Genomic DNA, 15325 nt, shown 5'->3' on the forward strand with positions numbered 1-15325 from the left:
GAGAGACGACGATGACGACCACCGCAGCCCCCCAACGGCTGATCCCGCGCTCGGTGCCCCCGGCCGCGACCCCGCAGGGGGCGCCCGCGCCCACCACCTGGGCGGAGCTGACCGTGCCGGTCCCCGTCCGGCTCGCCGCGCGGGTGCGGTCGCTGGCCCGGCGCGCGGGCACCGACTGGGCCGCCGCGCTCCTCGCCGCGCACACCGTCGTGCTGGCCGCCCTGAGCGGTGAGCGGACCGTCGTCAGCGGCTACGTCCCACCGCCGGGCGCGGGCCGCGCCCCGGCCGCCCCGCACGCCCTGACCCTGTCGCTCGGCCACGGGACCCGCCACGAGCTGCTGACCGCCGCCGCGCGGGCGGCCGCCGCACCCGCCGGGGACGCCTTCGAGACCGTACTGGACCTCGGACACACCGCCGGGGACACGGACGGGCACCCCGGTGTCACCGGGGACATCGGGCACACCGACGGGCACACCGTCCTGATCGCCGCCCTGCGCCACGGCCGGCGCGGTCCCGCCCTGCTGCTGCGCCACCGCACCGACGTCCTGGACGCCGCCGCCGCCGACCGGATCGCCGGCTACTACCTCACCGCGCTGGAACAGCTGGTGGCCGCGCCCGACGCCCTCGGTCGCGACCGGGGACTGCTCGGCGAGGCCGAGTACCGCCTCCAGATCCACGGACTCGCCGGCCCGGCGCGGGAGCTGCCCGACCGCCGCTTCCACGAGCTGTTCGAGGAGCAGGCCGCCGCCCGACCCGAGCGGACCGCCGCCGTCCACGACGGCCGGAGCTGGACGTACGCGGAGCTCAACGCCCGCGCCAACCGGATCGCCCACGCCATCCTCGCCCGGGACCTGGGCGCCGAAGCGGTCGTCGCCGTGGTCACCGAACGCAACCTGGACTGGCTCGCGTCGGTCATCGGCGTCTTCAAGGCCGGCGCCGCCTACCTGCCCGTCGAGCCGCACGCCCCGGCCGACCGGATGGCCCGGACCCTGGTCCGCAGCGGCTGCCGCCTCGCCCTGACCGAGGCGGGCGGCCCCGGGCACCTGGAACAGGCCGCGCCCGCGGGGCTCGAAGTGCTCGACGTCGCGGCCGCCTACGCGCAGGCCCGCGCCGAGCACGATCCGGGCGTCCCCGTGGCCCCGGACCAGCTCGCCTACCTGTACTTCACCTCGGGGTCCACCGGCGAGCCCAAGGGCGCGATGTGCGAGCACGCCGGATTCGTCAACCACCTGTACGCCAAGATCGACGACCAGGGCATCGGCGCGGACACGGTGGTGGCGCAGACCGCCCCGCAGTCCTTCGACATCTCCCTGTGGCAGCTGGTCGCGGCGCTCGTCGTCGGCGGCCGCACGCTGATCGTCGGACAGGACGCGATCCTCGACGTCGACCGCTACATCGACACCGTCGAGCGGGGCGAGGTCGCCGTCCTGCAGGCCGTCCCCTCCTACCTGGAGGTGGTGCTCACCCGCCTGGACGAGGCCCCCCGCGCCCTGCCCGCCCTGCGCTGCGTGTCGGTGACCGGCGAGGCGCTGAAGAAGGAACTCACCGTCCGCTGGTTCGACCGCTTCCCGCACGTCGCCCTGATGAACGCCTACGGGCTGACCGAGACCTCGGACGACACCCACCACGAGGTCATGACCGAACCCCCGGCCTGGGACTCCGTACCGCTGGGACGGGCGGTGGGCAACGTCACCGCCTACGTCGTCGACGAACACCTGCGGCCCGTCCCCCTCGGCGCTCCCGGCGAGATCGTCTTCTCCGGCGTCTGCGTGGGCCGCGGTTACGTCAACGACCCCGAGCGGACCGCGCAGGTCTTCGGCGAGGACCCGCACCGCCCGGGGCAACGGCTCTACCGCTCCGGCGACTTCGGCCGCTGGCTGCCCGGCGCCACCCTGGAGTTCCTCGGCCGGCGCGACGCACAGGTCAAGATCCGGGGCTTCCGGATCGAGATCGGCGAGATCGAGAACCAGCTGCTGAAGCTGCCGGGGGTCCGCGACGGCGCGGTCGTGGTCGTCGACGCCCCCGACGGCAGCCGCCACCTCGTCGGCTTCCAGAGCGGCTCGGACGAGGACGCGGACGCCCTGCGCCGGCGCCTGGGGGAGACCCTGCCCGGTTACATGGTGCCCGGCCGGCTGGAGCGTCTGGCGGCCCTGCCGCTCACCCCCAACGGCAAGACCGACAAGCGCGCCCTGGGCGTGCTGGCCGCGGAACTGGGAGCGGTCGAGGAGGACGAGCGGGTCCACGAGGAGCCCGTCACCGACACCGAGCGCGCCCTCGCCCGGGCCTGGTCACAGGTGCTGCGGGTGCCCGTCGAGAAGATCGGGCGCGGTGACGGCTTCTTCGAGCGGGGCGGCACCTCGCTCTCGGGCGTGCGCCTGGTCGTCCGCATGGAGCGCGCCTTCACGCTCAAGGACCTGATGCTGCACCCGACCCTCGGCGGGCTCGCCGCACTGATCGACTCCGGGGGCGCCGGCGCTTCCCCGGCGGCGGCCCCGGCGGCAGCGGCCGCCGAGGCCGCCCCCGGGCCCGGCGCCGCCCGTATCGGTACGGTGTCCACCGCGGCGCCGGCGCTCCCCTTCGAGGTGACCCGCACCGACGGCCGGCCCGCCGTGCTGACCCTCGACGGCCCGGCCCCCGCCGACCCGGCCGCCTGGGCCGCCGCGCACCGCGCCCGGCTGCGGGCCACCGTCGCCGAGCACGGGGCGCTGCTGGTGCGCGGCCTCGGCCTGGCCGACGCCGACACCGTGGGCGCGGTGAGCCGCGAGGTCCTGCACGAGGTCATGACCGAGCGCGAGGGCTTCGCCGTCCGCCGACGGCTCGCCGACGGCGTCCTGTCCTCCTCGGAGTGGCCCGCCGACCAGCCCATGTGCATGCACCACGAGCTGAGTTACGCACGGGAGGTCCCCGGCACGCTGCTCTTCGCCTGCCTCACCGCGCCCGACTCCGGCGGCGTCACCGGCGTCGCCGACTCCGCGGACGTCCTCCAGGCCCTCCCCGCCGAGCTGGTCGCCCGGTTCGAGGCGGAGGGATGGCGATTGGACCGCAACTACACCGAGACCGTCGGCGTCGGCCTCGCGGACGCCTTCGGCACCGCCGACCGCGCGGCCGTGGCGGCGTACTGCGCGCGGCGCGGCATCACGCCCACCTGGCAGCCGGGCGGCGACCTGCGCACCAGCCAGCGGGCCGCCGCCGTGCTGACCCACCCGCTCACCGGGCGCCGCGGCTGGTTCAACCAGATCGCCTTCCTCAACGAGTGGACCCTCGACCCGCTGATCCGGGAGTACCTCCTCTTCGAGTTCGGGGACGACGGACTGCCCTTCAACAGCACCTACGGATCGGGAGCCCGCCTGGACGAGGACACGGTGCTCGCGATCAACGCCGTCTACGAGAAGCACACGCTGCGCGAGCCGTGGCGCGCCGGCGACCTGCTGATCGTGGACAACCTCCGCATGGCGCACAGCCGGGAGCCCTACGAGGGCGACCGGGAGATCGCGGTCGTCCTCGGCGACCCGGTCACCCTCCCGCACCACCCGTAGCCCCCGTCACCGTCAACCCCGTCAACCACGCGACAACCACCTGGATGGAAGCCATGTCCCGTCAGTCGCTCGTGCCGCCCTTCGCCGTCATCACCGGCACCCAGGTGGCCGAGGTGCTCACCGGCAGCGAGAAGCAGGTCGTGGAGCTGACCGAAGAGGTCTACCGGCTCCACGGCAAGGGCGAGTCGGTCAACCCGCCCTCGTACTTCCTGCGGTTCCCCGACCGGCCCAGCTCCCGCATCATCGCGCTGCCCGCCTCCGTCGGCGGCGACCGGCCGACCGACGGCCTGAAGTGGATCTCCAGCTTCCCCGAGAACGTCGCGTCCGGCATCCCGCGCGCCTCCGCCGTGCTGATCCTCAACGACCACGCCACCGGCTACCCGTTCGCCTGCCTGGAGAGCTCGATCATCAGCGCGTCCAGGACCGCGGCCTCGGCGGCCCTCGCCGCCGACCGGCTCAGCCGGGGCGGGCGGCGCCCCCGGCGCATCGGCTTCGTCGGGACCGGCCTGATCGCCCGCTACATCCACCACTTCCTGGAGGCGACCGGCTGGACCTTCGACGAACTCGGCGTCCACGACCTGTCGGACCAGCACGCCGAGTCCTTCGCCGACTACCTCGGCCGCCGCCCCGGCTCGGCGCCCGTCGTCGTGCACCCCACCGCGCAGGAGCTGATCGAGGAGAGCGACCTGGTGGTCTTCGCCACCGTCGCCGCGAGCCCGCACGTCCACGACCCGTCCTGGTTCGCGCACAACCCGCTCGTCCTCAACGTCTCCCTGCGCGACCTGGCCCCGGAGATCCTGCTCTCCGCCACGAACATCGTCGACGACGTCGAGCACTGCCTCAAGGCGGACACCTCGCCGCACCTGGCCGAGCAGCTGACCAACAGCCGCGACTTCCTCGACGGCACCCTCTTCGACGTCCTGGAAGGCCGGGTCGAGCTGCCCGCCGACCGCCCGGTGATCTTCTCCCCCTTCGGCCTCGGCGTGCTCGACATCGCCCTCGGCCGCTACGTGCACGACCAGCTGCGGGACGCGGGCGAGCTCGGCGTCGTCGACGGCTTCTTCCACGAGCTCGACCGCTACGGCCGCAACTAGGCGGCGCCGCCCGAACGGAACCGGTGATGAAGTGACGGTCATATCAGCCCCGTACGAGATCAACGTCGACGACGTCTTCGTGGATCTGCAGTCCGTCTTCGACGTACCCCTCTTCCTCAAGTACGAGGGACTCAACCTCGCCGGCTCGGTCAAGCTGAAGGCCGCCCTGGAGATGGTCCTCGCCGCCGAGCGCGACGGGACCCTGACCCCCGGGGACGTGCTCGTCGAATCCTCGTCGGGCAACCTCGGCATCGCCCTGAGCATGATCGCCGCCCATCGCGGATACGGATTCGTGTGCGTCACCGACTCCCGCTGCAACCCGGCCAGCCGCCGCCTGATGGAGTCCTTCGGCGCCCGCGTCCTGGTCATCTCGCGCCCCGACAAGGAACGCGGCCTGCTGGGCGCCCGGATCGACTACGTGCAGCGCCTGGTCGACTTCGACCCCAACTACGTCTGGCTCAACCAGTACGTGAACCCGAACAACTGGCTCGCCCACTACCGCACCACCGCCCCCACCGTCGCCGCCCAGTTCCCCGAGCTGGACGTGCTCTTCGTCGGCGCCGGGACCACCGGCACCCTGATGGGCTGCGCCCGCTGGTTCCGCGAACAGCGGCGCCGCGTACGGATCGTGGCCGTCGACAGCATCGGCTCGGTGACCTTCGGCGGCCCCGCGCTCCCGCGGCACATCCCGGGACTGGGGGCCGGCGTACGACCGATGCTGCTGAACGACGACCTCGTCGACGAGGTCGTGATGGTGCCCGAACGGGACACCCTGGAGAGCTGCCACGCCATGGCCCGGCAGGGGTTCCTCTTCGGCGGCTCCACCGGGACCGTCGTCAGCGGCGCCCTGCGCTGGCTCGCCGGACGGCCGCGCGGCGAACGGCTCACGGCGGTCGCGCTCTCCCCCGACCAGGGGGACCGCTACCTGGACACGCTCTACGACCCCACCTGGGTGGAGCAGCACTTCGGAGCCCCCCAGACCTGGGACGCGCTGGGCCCGGCCGCCGCGGCCGCCGCGGCCGTCGAGCCGCCGCAGCTGGTCACCAGCGCCGGCTGAAACCGGCATCCGGCAACGCCCCCTCCCGCGAGAAACAGGAAGCGAGCCATGCACAAGCCAGTCGTACTGATAGCCGAGGAACTCTCTCCCGCCACCGTCGAGGCCCTCGGCCCGGATTTCGAGATCCGGCACTGCGCGGGCGCCGACCGGGCGGAGCTGCTGGCCGCGCTGCCCGCGGCCGACGCGGTGCTCGTGCGCAGTGCCACCCGCATGGACGCGCGGGCCATCGCGGCGGGCACCCGGCTCAAGGTGATCGGCCGGGCCGGCGTCGGCCTGGACAACGTGGACGTCGCCGCCGCCTCCCGGGCGGGCGTCATGGTCGTCAACGCCCCCACCTCCAACATCGTCAGCGCCGCCGAGCTGACGGTGGGCCTGCTGCTCGCCGTGGCCAGGAACATCCCGCAGGCCGACGCGGCCCTCAAGGAGGGCCACTGGCAGCGCAGCCGGTTCACCGGCGTCGAGCTCTCGGGCAAGACCCTCGGCATCGTCGGCCTCGGCCGGATCGGCACGCTGGTGGCCCGCCGGATGGCGGCCTTCGGCATGCGGCTGCTCGCCTACGACCCCTACGTCCGGCCGGGATACGCCGAGGCAGCCGGGGTGCGCGTCGTCGACCTCGACGAACTCCTGTCCACGTCCGACTTCCTGACGGTCCATCTGCCCAAGACGCCCGAGACCACCGGCCTCATCGGCTTCGAGGCGCTGCACCGGGTCAAGCCGGGGGTCCGGATCGTCAACGCGGCCCGCGGCGGGATCGTCGACGAGGCCGAGCTGTACGCCGCGCTCAAGGAGGGCCGGGTCGCCGGCGCCGCCGTCGACGTCTTCTCGACCGAACCCTGCACCGACTCCCCGCTGTTCGAACTGGACACCGTGGTCGTCACCCCGCACCTGGGCGCCGGCACCGCCGAGGCCCAGGAACGCGCCGGGGTCGGCGTCGCCGGATCCGTGCGCCAAGCCCTCTCCGGGCGCTTCGTCCCGGAGGCCGTCAACGTCCCGCTCGGCGTGGTCGACGACGACCTCGACCCCTGGCTCACCCTCACCGAACGCCTCGGTCGGCTCTTCACCGCCACCGCCGGCTCGCTGCCCGGCCGGCTCCGGGTGCGGGCGAGCGGCGAGATCTGCCGCCACGACACCACCGCGCTGTCGCTGGCCGCGCTCAAGGGCGCGCTCGGCGCCGTGGTCGAGGGAGGAGTCTCCTACGTCAACGCCCCGCTGATCGCACGGGAGCGGGGCCTGGAAGTCGAGTCGAGCACGGACCCGGACGGCGCCGCCCCCGAGGCAGCCGCCCCCGACGCCCCGCGCCACCGCGGCCTCGTCACCGTCGAGGGCACGCTGCCCTCCGGCGAGCGGGTGTCGGTGCGCGGCACCCTCAGCGGCCCGCGCTCCGGCGAACGGCTCGTCGAGGTCAACGGCTTCGCCGTCGACCTCGCGCTGACCGGGGACCTCGCCTTCTTCCGCGCGCCCGACCGGCCCGCCGCCCTCGCCGGCGTCGCCGAGGTCCTCGGCCGCGCGGGGATCCCCGTCGAGACCCTCCAGCTCGCCCGGGACCCGGCCGGCGCCGGCGAGGTACTGATCGCGGTCGGCCAGGGCGCGCCCCCCGGACCCGCCCACCGCTTGGGCGGACCGGCCGCCCAGCCCGTCCTGGCGGACGCCGCCGCCCGGATCGACGCCACCCGGACCTGGTCGACGGAGCACACACCGTGAGCACACACGACCGGCCGGTGCGCCAACCGGTCGGCGGCGAGGCGCGCTTGCGGGTTCACCGGGGCCCGGGGCCGACCCTCGTGGTCGACCCCTACCTGCTCGTGCACGAGGAGATATTCTTCAACGCGGCCCGGCTCGACCGGTCGGTCGCCCTGGCCACGGCCGATTACCTGGCACTGGCCCGACCCCGGGTGGAGACGATCGCGCAACACCCCTTAGCTCAGAGGACGACGTGATGACCCTCCGTACCCACCCCACCGCGCCCCCCACCCCGGTGGGCGGCGACCGGTGGTTCCGGCGGTACGCCGTCCGCAGCGCCCCGCGCCGCCGGCTCCTGGTCCTGCCGCACGCGGGCGGCTCGGCGAGCTTCTACCACGCCTGGGGCACCTCCTTCGACGACGCCACGGAGGTCATGGTCGCCCGCTACCCGGGCCGCCACGACCGGCTCGCGGAACCGTGCGTCGAGACCATGGACGAGCTCGCCGACCAGGTCACCGCCGCCCTGCTGCCCCACCTGGACGTCCCCCTGACGCTCTTCGGGCACAGCATGGGCGCCTCCCTGGCCCACGAGATCGCCCTGCGCCTGGAGCGCGCGCACGGGGTGCGCCCCGCGGCCCTCCACGTCTCCAGCCGCAAGCCCCCGCACCTGCTGGCCCCGCGCACCCTGCACACCGAGGACGACGACGCGCTGATCGCCGAGGTCCGCCGGCTCGGCGGCACCGAGGACGCCCTGCTGGACGACCCGGACCTGCGCGAGATCGTGCTGCCCGCCATCCGGGGCGACTTCACGATCGTCGGCACCTACGGCCCCCGCGCCGCCACCCCCGTGGGCTGCCCCGTCCACGCCCACATCGGCGAGGAGGACCCCTCCACCACCGTGGCGGACATGGGCGCCTGGGCCGACGTCGCCCCGGCCGGCTTCGACCTCCAGGTCCTGCCCGGCGGCCACTTCTACCTGACGCAGCAGCACGCGACCCTCACCGGCGCCATCGCGCGACAGCTGGCCACCACCGGCTGACCGGCCACCGCCCGGGTGCGCTCGTCCGCCGCGGGGGTGCGCCCGTACGACGCGCGGGCTCACCCGTGCGACGCCCGGCCCGACGTCAGCCGGCGGCCCAGTCGATGCCCAGGTCGGCCAGCGCCCGGAGTCGGGCGGCGCCCAACCGGTCGCGGCGCTGCTTCTGGTTGGCCAGCCACACCCCGGTGCGGTGCTCGCTCCCGTCCGCCAACCGCTCGACGTGCGCCCGGCCGGGCGGCCGTCCGTCCGTCCGCTCCAAGCACTGGGCGAGGGCCCGCACCCCCCGGTCGAAGGCGGCCGCACCCCGCCGGTCCCCGGCCGCGGCGGCCACCGGCGCCGCCGCCCGGCGGGCAGGCGGGGCGGGCGCCGCGCCGAGCGCGCCGAGCCTGCGCCGCTGCTCCTCGCCCAGGCGCGGCCAGTCCCGCCGCTGGGAGGCGAGCCAGCGCCCGACGTCCTCGCCGTGCCGGGTCACCCCCGGCACGACCTCGTCGAGCCGCGCCCCGCCGGCGAGCAGTTGGGCCAGGTAGGCGTGGTGGCGCTGCCAGTCGACGGTCCACCCGAGCGGCCCCGGGTTCCAGTCCGCGTCGATCGAGGCGAGCGCGTCGGCCCGCCGCCGCGCACGGCCGGGATCCTTGCCGAGCCCACCCGGTCGGCGCACGTTGGTCAGCCACTGCCCGACCGCCCGGTCCAGGGCGGTCGCGTGCCGCGGCGCGGCCAGCGTCCCGTGCCGCTCGAAGTACGCCCGCGCGGCGGCGAGGTTCTCCTCGAAGGCCGCGTCGGCGGTGTCCCACACGATGCCCAGGGACTCCAGCTCGGCGGCCCGCTCCCCGGTCAACCGCCCGGCGCGATGGGCGCGTCGCTGGTCCGAGAGCCACCTCCCCAGCGGGTACGGGCCCTCGGCGTGCTCGTAGGGCACCTCCAGGTGCTCCTCGCGCCGGCGGTAGCGGAAGGCGGCCTCCGCACCCCGGCGCCAGTCCTGGCGCTCGGTGTCGATGACGGTGTAGCTGATCCACTTCGCGATCAGCGCCGGATCGCGCGGGGTCGCGAACCGCAGCAGCAGCCGCCCGTCCGGACCGCCCGGGAGCGCCGGATCCACCGCGCGCCCTTCGTGCGCCCGCGGCCCCTGCGGTGCCTGCGGCACGGCGAGCATCTCCACGGCCTTCTCGTCGTGCGCCCGCAGCCCCTCCAGGACCCGGACCAAGGGCCGGTAGGAGTTCGAGGAGAGGATGTCCGCCGGGTCCTCGCCCGCCGCCAGGAACACCGGCACGATCAAGGTCGCCGTCTTGCCCTGCCCCGGCCGCTGGCGCAGCGCCCGGCCGATGGCCTGGACGATGTCCACGGCCGACCCCCTGGGGTCGATCAGGGCCACGGAGTCCGTACTGCGGATGTCGACGCCCTCGCCCAGCACCCGGCAGTTCGACAGGACCGCCCGGCCCGCCCGGCGCCCGAAGTCCGCGAGCACGTCCTGCCGGTGCGCGCCGTCGTGCTCCCCGCACAGCCACCCCGCCCACACGGCCCCGGGATGGCGGTCGGGGTCGACGGCGTGCAGCCGCGCCGCGACGGCGGGCAGGCCCTCGGCGAAGGCCCGGGCCTCGACCGTGCGGTGGTGGAAGGTGATCGTGGTGCTCAGGTCGTGCGCGGCCATGGTCTCCAGGAGGGCCGTCTGTAGCGCGGCCAGCCGCTCCCCGCGCAACCGCTCCTCCCACCGCTCCCCGCCCACGAGCCGGTCCGGCGTCACCACCGGGTCGGTCAGCTCGACGACCACGATCTGGTACTTCGCCAGGAGCCCGCGCGCGATCGCGTCCGCGAGCGAGAGCTCGTACACGACGGGCCCGAACACGGCCTCGTCGTCCATCGAACAGGCCAGCTCGCGCGGCAGCCTGTCCCACACCCGCCGCGTCCGGGCCGGCACCTCCTCGTCCACGAGGGCGGTCTGCGCCTCGTACAGCTCCCGCTCCCGCGCCGAGCGCGGCGGCCGGTCCTGCCAGATCCGGGGGGTGGCGGTCAGGTACAAGCGGCGCAGCGCCGGCACGACGTCCTGGTGGTGGACGCCCGCCCAGGCCTTGCCCGCCGCACCGGACGTGCGGTGCGCCTCGTCGACGACGACCAGGTCGAAGGCGTCCATCGGCAGCCCGTACGTCCCGCGGTGCGCCTCGGCGAGCACCCCCAGGGACGCGTAGGTGGCGTAGACCGTCACCGGCCCCCGGCCGTGCCACAGCCCGAGCTGCGGCGCCGACGTCGTGGCGCGCACGTCCAGACCCGACCGGGCCGGGTCGTCCTGCAGCGAGCAGACGGCCACGGCGGGCCCGGTGTGCCCGGCCGTCCGCCACGCGCGCAGCGTCTGGCCGAGCAGGTCCAGGGTCGGCAGGAGCACCAGCACCCGGCCGTGCCGGGCGAGCCGGAGCGCGGCCGCCGCGGCGACGAAGGTCTTCCCGGTCCCGCACGCGGCCACCACGGTGGCCCGCAGCCCCGCCCCCGGAATCCGCTTCCCGGGCGGCACGTCCAGCCCGCGGACGATCGCCTCCACCGCTTCCTCCTGGTGGGGCCGCAGGACGACGTCACCCGACTTCTGCACGCGGCGCTCCTAGCGGTCCGTGGGGATCTGCCTACCCCCACCCTGCACCACCGCTCCCCTCCCGCGGCTCCGCCCCCACCGGGGAGGACCATCGCCTGGTAGGAGCAGGAACGGCGCAGCTCCGGCTCGGTGCGCGTTCCCGCAGACCACCAGTGGGCAGGATGAATGCCTCACGGTCCGGCGGCGGCGGCCGGTGGCTCGGAACGACGGAGGGGGCGGGTGACGTGGCCGACGGACAGGACGACTGGGAACGGCGCAACGAGGCGGCGTACGGGGCGGTGGCCTGGCGCCGGGCCGTGCTGAACTGCGGCGCGCTCGTGGTGTGGCACACCGGCTTCGACAACCGGACCCCGCCCGGCCCGAGGGGCCCGCGGCCGGGCCGCCCGGACGCACCGGGCGCCGCCGAGTTCACCTCGCGGTGGATGCCCGTCGTCGCGCTGCTCGCGCTCGCGGCCTGCCGCGTCGCCCGCGAGGCGGACGTCCTGGTCGACGACGTCGAGCTGCTCGCCCTGTTCGGCCGGGTCGACGGCCCGCGCACCGACAGCCTGTACCGGGGACCGCTGGAGACCGGTGAGCCGCGCGGGCGCACCGAGGCCGGCTGGCGCGCGCTCGTCGGCGGCAGCGAGCGCGGGCGCCGGGCCCGCGAGGTCCTCGGCGTCCACGTCACGGCGCACCTGGCCGAGGAGCACGACGAGCAGGCCCGGCACGAAGAGCACGCCCGACGGGACGAGCAGGACGAGCGGACCCCGGAGGGCGCCGAACCCCTCCCGCTGCTCCTCGGCGACCGGGCCCGCGCGGTGCGCGCGGCGGGGGTCGCGGACCTGGCGCCGCAGTGGGCCGGCGACGTGGCCGGGGCCCGCGCCCGGATCGAGCGGCTCGACGCGGCCCTGCGCGCCGGCCTGTGGACCCCGACCCCCGAGCACCGTGCGTACGCGCTGATCCTGCACCGCACGCTGGTCGCGCCCCCCGACTACCCGGGCCTGCCCGACGGGAGCGCGGGCCCGGCCTGGGTGCAGCGCGTGCTGCGGATGCCCCACGTCCACGCGACGGTGGTCACCCTCACCGACCTGCCCGCCTTCGCCCGGTTCGGCCCGGCGGGCCCGGCCGAGGACCCGCTGGCCGAAGCCGTCGGCGCCGTCGCGCACGACGCCGTGCACTCGCTCGTGGGGACGGCGGACGACCTCGAAAGGCTGTGGGCGGCCCGCCCGCCGGACCTGCCGGTGGCCCTGTGGGAGCGGGCGCACCTGCCCCCACCGGTCCGCGCCCAGATCGTGGCCGTCGAGCGGGTGACGCACGAACTGGCCATGATCCTCTTCGACATCGCCCACCCCGACGCCGACCGGTGACGCCGTGCAGCCGCAGTGTCGCGGTGCCGCGGCGGTCACCGGCGGGGGAGAGGACCTCAGGCGCGCAGGCGCGCCGCCACGAGGGCGTCCTTGACCTCCTGCACCACACGGGCCGCGTCCGCGGCGTCGTTCACCACGTCGGTGTTGTTCATGTCGACCACCAGGACGTCGCTGGCCGAGTAGTGCTCGTGCACCCAGGCGTCGTAGCCGGACCACAGGGTCCGGTAGTAGGAGACGAGGCCCTCGTCCTGCTCGAAGTCGCGCCCCCGCAGCCCGATGCGGTGCAGCACCGTCTCGAAGTCCGCCTTGAGGTAGACCATGAGGTCGGGTGCCTTGCGGTAGGGCAGGCCGTCGATCTCACGCATCATCTCGTGGAGCAGGCCCTCGTACACGCGCATTTCGAGGGTGCTGATCCGGCCGAGGTCGTGGTTGACCTTGGCGAAGTACCAGTCCTCGTAGATCGAGCGGTCGAGGACGTTGTCGCCCTGCTTGTACGCCTCCTTGATCGCGGCGAAGCGCGTCTGCAAGAAGTAGAGCTGGAGCAGGAAGGGGTAGCGCTTGGCCTGGATCTCCTCGGGGCTCGCCGTGTAGAAGAGCGGGAGGATCGGGTTGTCGTCCACGCTCTCGTAGAAGACCTCGCTGCCGAGCTCCTTGGCGAGGAGCTCGGCCACGCTCGTCTTGCCGATCCCGATCATGCCTCCGACGCAGATCACTGCCATACCTCACTTCTCCCTGGGGGGTCTTACTCGTGGTGGGCGGGCTGGCGGGATGCCCGGGCCCACGGGGACGCGCGCTGACGGTCGCCGCTCGATCCCCTGTGATCTTCGTGATCAGCCTTCGTGATCAGCGCCGTACGGCCGCGTCCGGTCGGGCCCCGAGAGTGGTCCGCCGACGGGCCACCGCCTCGCGGCCGCCTTGAAGCATAGATGAGGATTCACCCAGGTCGGCCGGGCCCGGCGAGCCCCGTCGGTGCCCTCCGCCGCCGCCCGTACGGGCGGCGCGGACCACAAGATCCGTACCGTATGATCGATCTTGAGCTCGTCGCCCTCACCGGTGATCGGCCCGGCGTTGGTGGTCCAAGGAAAGGCACCCCACTTCCTGTGGGGGGATGCAGGTGCAAGGCCTGCCCAGCGCTCCACGAGGTCCCGTCCCCTTCTGAAGAGAAGGGGACGGGACCTTTTTCGTTCCCCGGCCTGTCTCCCCGGCCCGTCTCATCGGTACGTCTCATCGGCCCGGCCGCCCCCGGTCCACAGCGCGGATCCCGGCCACTGCGGCGCGACGGAGCGTGACGAAGAATCCGCGCCTTGATCCCTTTCGCCAAAGAGCCTCAGAGGGGCTGTGAAGGCCCCTCTGAGGCTCTCCGGTGAAAGTTTCGTAGGGGGATGAGTCTCTACCCCCGAAATCGCTTCAGATCGACACCTGGGGGCCTTCCTGCCCTATCGCCGACATGGACGGCCGGTACAGTGGAACAGTCCGGTCGCGTGGTGCGCGATCGGACTCCACCGGCCCGGAGCGTGCTTCGCCATGCCCCGGAGCGGCCCACCAGCCAACGTCCCCTTCGCTGCCGAGCGCGTGCGCGGCAGCGGAGTTCGTCGTGTCCGAAAGCGAGTACCGCCTTGACCGAGACCGTCGTTCCGGCCCCCGCCCCCACCCCTGCCCCCGCCCCCGCCCCCGCACCCGCCCCCGCACCCGCGTCCGGTTCCTATGACGCGCGGGCGATCCAGGTCCTCGACGGCCTGGACGCGGTGCGCAAGCGCCCCGGTATGTACATCGGCTCGACCGGGCCGCAGGGCCTGCACCACTTGGTGCAGGAGATCGTGGACAACTCCGTGGACGAGGCGTTGGCCGGCGTCGCCGATCGGATCGACGTGGTGCTGCTGGCCGACGGGGGAGTGCGGGTCGTCGACAACGGCCGCGGCATCCCGGTCGGCCTGCACCCGGGGACGGGCCGGCCGGCGTTGGAGGTGGTGCTGACGGTCCTGCACGCGGGCGGCAAGTTCGGCGGCGGCGGCTACGCCGTCTCCGGCGGCCTGCACGGGGTGGGCCTGTCCGTGGTCAACGCCCTGTCGGCCCGCCTGACGGCCGAGGTCCGCGCGGACGGGTTCCGTTGGACCCAGTCCTTCGCGCACGGGGAGCCGACCGGACCGATCGCCCGGCACGAGGAGACGGACCGGACCGGGACCACGATCACCTTCTGGGCCGACGGCGACATCTTCGAGACGACCCAGTACTCCTTCGACACGCTCTCGCGCCGCTTGCAGGAGATGGCCTTCCTCAACAAGGGCCTGACCCTGACCCTCACGGACGAGCGGACCGCCGCGACCGCGACCGCGACCGCGACCGCAACCGCGACCGCGACCGCGACCGCGACCGCGACCGCGACCGCGACCGCAACCGCGACCGCGACCGCAACCGCGACCGCGACCGCGACCGCGACCGACGGCGAGGCGGCACCGCGGCTGGTGTCCTACCGGTACGAGGGCGGCATCGCGGACTTCGTCCGGCACCTGGGCGCCCGCAAGGGCGAGCCGGTGCACGCGAGCGTGATCGAGGTGGCGGCGCGGGAGCCCGGGCGGGTGCTGTCGGTGGAGATCGCGATGCAGTGGAACGGCCAGTACAGCGAGAGCGCGTACTCGTACGCGAACGCGATCCGCACCCATGACGGCGGCACGCACGAGGAGGGCTTCCGGACCGCACTGACCACGGTCGTGAACCGCTACGCGCGCGAGAAGAGGTTGCTGCGGGAGAAGGACGACAACCTCGCGGGCGAGGACATCCGCGAGGGTCTGACGGCGATCATCTCGGTGAAGCTGGGCGAGCCGCAGTTCGAGAGTCAGACGAAGGCGAAGCTGGGCAACACGGAGGCCAAGACCTTCGTGCAGAAGGTCGTCCACGAGCACCTGAACGACTGGTTCGACCGGAACCCGACCGAGGCCGCGGACATCATCCGCAAGGCGATCCAGGCCGCCACGGCGCGCGTCGCGGCCCGCAAGGCCCG

The 15325-nt window shown here is 74.2% G+C and carries 9 protein-coding genes and 1 pseudogene; 8 read left to right on the forward strand and 2 right to left on the reverse strand.

Annotated features, from left to right (window positions below):
* Positions 1–11: 11 nt before the first annotated feature.
* From ACIQWR_RS20765 to ACIQWR_RS20790, 6 genes and pseudogenes are all read left to right on the forward strand, one after another.
* Positions 12–3536, forward strand: coding sequence for an amino acid adenylation domain-containing protein (locus ACIQWR_RS20765; protein ID WP_404011434.1), 3525 nt, complete (start codon positions 12–14; stop codon positions 3534–3536).
* 53 nt (positions 3537–3589) lie between these two features.
* A complete protein-coding gene (gene sbnB, locus ACIQWR_RS20770; RefSeq protein ID WP_404011437.1) occupies positions 3590–4630 on the forward strand; it encodes a 2,3-diaminopropionate biosynthesis protein SbnB in 1041 nt (346 codons plus the stop codon).
* A gap of 31 nt (positions 4631–4661) precedes the next feature.
* Positions 4662–5687 carry a 2,3-diaminopropionate biosynthesis protein SbnA gene (gene sbnA, locus ACIQWR_RS20775; RefSeq protein WP_404011439.1) on the forward strand — a complete coding sequence of 342 codons (1026 nt, stop codon included), beginning with the start codon at positions 4662–4664 and terminating at the stop codon, positions 5685–5687.
* A gap of 48 nt (positions 5688–5735) precedes the next feature.
* The gene (gene serA, locus ACIQWR_RS20780; RefSeq protein ID WP_404011441.1) at positions 5736–7388 is read left to right on the forward strand and encodes a phosphoglycerate dehydrogenase; all 1653 of its coding nucleotides are present in this window, start codon (positions 5736–5738) and stop codon (positions 7386–7388) included.
* Between the two features lie 65 nt (positions 7389–7453).
* A pseudogene (locus tag ACIQWR_RS20785) lies at positions 7454–7624 on the forward strand (YbaK/prolyl-tRNA synthetase associated domain-containing protein); the annotation flags it as partial.
* Entirely contained in the window at positions 7624–8406 is a 783-nt protein-coding gene (locus tag ACIQWR_RS20790) for a thioesterase II family protein (RefSeq protein WP_404011444.1), read from the forward strand. The pseudogene ACIQWR_RS20785 and the gene ACIQWR_RS20790, both read left to right, overlap by 1 nt.
* An 85-nt stretch (positions 8407–8491) precedes the next feature.
* Here the strand turns inward: ACIQWR_RS20790 and ACIQWR_RS20795 are convergent, their stop codons facing one another.
* A complete protein-coding gene (locus ACIQWR_RS20795) occupies positions 8492–10981 on the reverse strand; it encodes a Helicase associated domain protein (protein WP_404011447.1) in 2490 nt (829 codons plus the stop codon).
* 224 nt (positions 10982–11205) lie between these two features.
* Here ACIQWR_RS20795 and ACIQWR_RS20800 point away from each other — a divergent pair, with 224 nt between their 5' ends.
* Positions 11206–12327 (forward strand): hypothetical protein, encoded by a 1122-nt coding sequence (locus ACIQWR_RS20800; RefSeq protein ID WP_404011450.1) that lies wholly within the window; start codon positions 11206–11208, stop codon positions 12325–12327.
* A gap of 56 nt (positions 12328–12383) precedes the next feature.
* Here ACIQWR_RS20800 and ACIQWR_RS20805 read toward each other — a convergent pair whose 3' ends face one another.
* A complete protein-coding gene (locus ACIQWR_RS20805; RefSeq protein WP_399263443.1) occupies positions 12384–13046 on the reverse strand; it encodes a deoxynucleoside kinase in 663 nt (220 codons plus the stop codon).
* A gap of 897 nt (positions 13047–13943) precedes the next feature.
* Here ACIQWR_RS20805 and ACIQWR_RS20810 point away from each other — a divergent pair.
* The coding region (locus ACIQWR_RS20810; RefSeq protein WP_404011453.1) for an ATP-binding protein at positions 13944–15325 on the forward strand (1382 nt) is incomplete at its 3' end.

This window comes from Streptomyces sp. NPDC098789 (assembly GCF_044759975.1).
Classification (GTDB): Bacteria; Actinomycetota; Actinomycetes; order Streptomycetales; family Streptomycetaceae; genus Streptomyces.